This is a genomic window from Streptosporangium sp. NPDC049078, from assembly GCF_040648855.1.
GTDB lineage: Bacteria > Actinomycetota > Actinomycetes > Streptosporangiales > Streptosporangiaceae > Streptosporangium.
Genome location: NZ_JBEZEL010000042.1, coordinates 1 through 1,767, shown reverse-complemented (window position 1 = coordinate 1,767; position 1,767 = coordinate 1). Strand labels below are relative to the sequence as shown.

Below are 1,767 nucleotides of genomic sequence, written 5' to 3'. Positions count from 1 at the left end.
CCCAAGGCCGGGTAGTTAGGGTTTCTGGCCTGCTGGCAAGGGGCCGGGCGAAGCCGTGGTCGCGGTGTAGATGCCGTGGCCGATCTTGCGGATGAGGCCGCGTTCGGCCCAGCGAGACAGCTGCCGATACATCGTGTTCAGGGTGATGTCGCCGAGGTGGAGGGCGATGTCGCGGGGGTGCCAGAGCCGGTCGGGATGTTCGTGGATCAGTGTCAGGACGCGGTGGTGGCGGCGCTTGTTCGGGGTGGTGTGCCGGTCGTCGCGGGAGGCGGTGGGGAGTGTGGGCGGGGGATCGAGGAGGGTGATATCGAGGCTGGTGACGGCGCGGCTGCGATCGGGTCTGCCGTCGGGGAGGCGTTCTTTGTAACGGGACATGGGTGACTTGACCTTGCGGGTGCTCACGCGCGGGCGGCGTGGTGGGAGCAGGGCGGTCAAGGTGGCGTGGCCAATGGCGCCGACCAGGTCCGTCCCGTCGGTGATCACACCGGTGGCCTGGAGGACTTGGTCGCGGGCGGTCTGGAAGGCGATGGTGAAGGAGCAGCGGTCGGGGTCGGTGCCGGGGCGGGACTCGGCCGCGTCCACCATCACCGTGCGCAGCAGTTGGTAGAGCGTGAGCAGGGCCCACATCTCCTGTTCCAGGCCGGGGCGGTCGCCGGAGCGCAGGACGCGGCCGTTCATGATCGTGTGACGGAGGGCGTAGTAGGCCGATTCGTGTTCCCACCGCTGGTGGTAGAGGTCGACCAGGGCCGCGGCCGGGTAGCGGTCGGCGTCGACCAGGCTGCTGGCCAGCCGGTAGGAGCCGGCGAAGACGGTTCCGTCCGCGCAGGTCACGGTGATGCGCGCCTCGATGATGCGCATCTGGACAGCGCCGATCACCGACAGATAGGAGCCGTCGCCGAGCCGGCGCAGGATGGGAGTGCGCCGGTTACCGCGCAGTCGGCCCAGGACCTGCGCGCCGGTGGCCCTCACCTCGGCCAGGAAGTCGTTGCTGTCGAAGCCCTTGTCCCACAACACCAGCATGTCCGGGGTCAGTAGGTGTAACAGTCGCCGGGCATAGCTCGTCTCGCCCTCGCTGGTCGGGCCGAAGACTGCGCCGATCACGGCGCGGGTGCCGGTCTCCACCAGCGTCATCAGCTCCAGCAGGGGGTAACCGCCGTGCCCGACCGAGCCGAGCCATGCCTGGTTACGGGCGGTGTCGGGGGCCTTCAGCGAGCTGCAGCCATCGAAGGAGACCGGGCGATAGGCGCCGAACCTCGCACCTGGTGTTCGACGCCCGGCCAACGGCCCGGACACGACCTCGAACAATCGGCGCATCGACACGCTGCCGACCCGTCGACGCAGGTCACGCAGAGCTTTGGCGGTCGGTGTCACCACCACCAGCCCGGCCAGGCCCGTCGTCAGCTTCTGCCAGACCAGCCGGTAGCCGATCTCCGGGAACAGGCACATCGCCAGCAGGAAGTAGACGCCGACCCGTGAGGGTAGGTCCCGCAGGCGGCGCTGCACGGTTCGGGTCTCGTCCAACACCGCGTCGACCAGCTCGAACGGCACCAGCGCGGTCAGCTCCCCGAGGTGCCCTGGCGCGAACACGCCCTCGGCTACCGTGACACGACGGGTGATGGCAGACTTTGCGGACAGCGGAGTCTCCTCACGAAGAGCGATCTTGGTCGAAAGCCCTTCTACCGGAGCTCCGCTCCTTCGTTCATGCCCCGTTCACTCTGTGAGACGCCCTTGCGCCGCAGCTCCAGGCTCTAACTACCCGGCCTTGGG

Annotated in this window: 1 protein-coding gene; it reads right to left on the bottom strand. The window is 68.5% G+C overall.

The features are described from left to right. Positions 1 to 15: 15 nt before the first annotated feature. Positions 16 to 1,587 (bottom strand): IS4 family transposase, encoded by a 1,572-nt coding sequence (locus tag AB0B90_RS38600; RefSeq protein ID WP_362926867.1) that lies wholly within the window; start codon positions 1,585 to 1,587, stop codon positions 16 to 18. Positions 1,588 to 1,767 lie beyond the last annotated feature (180 nt).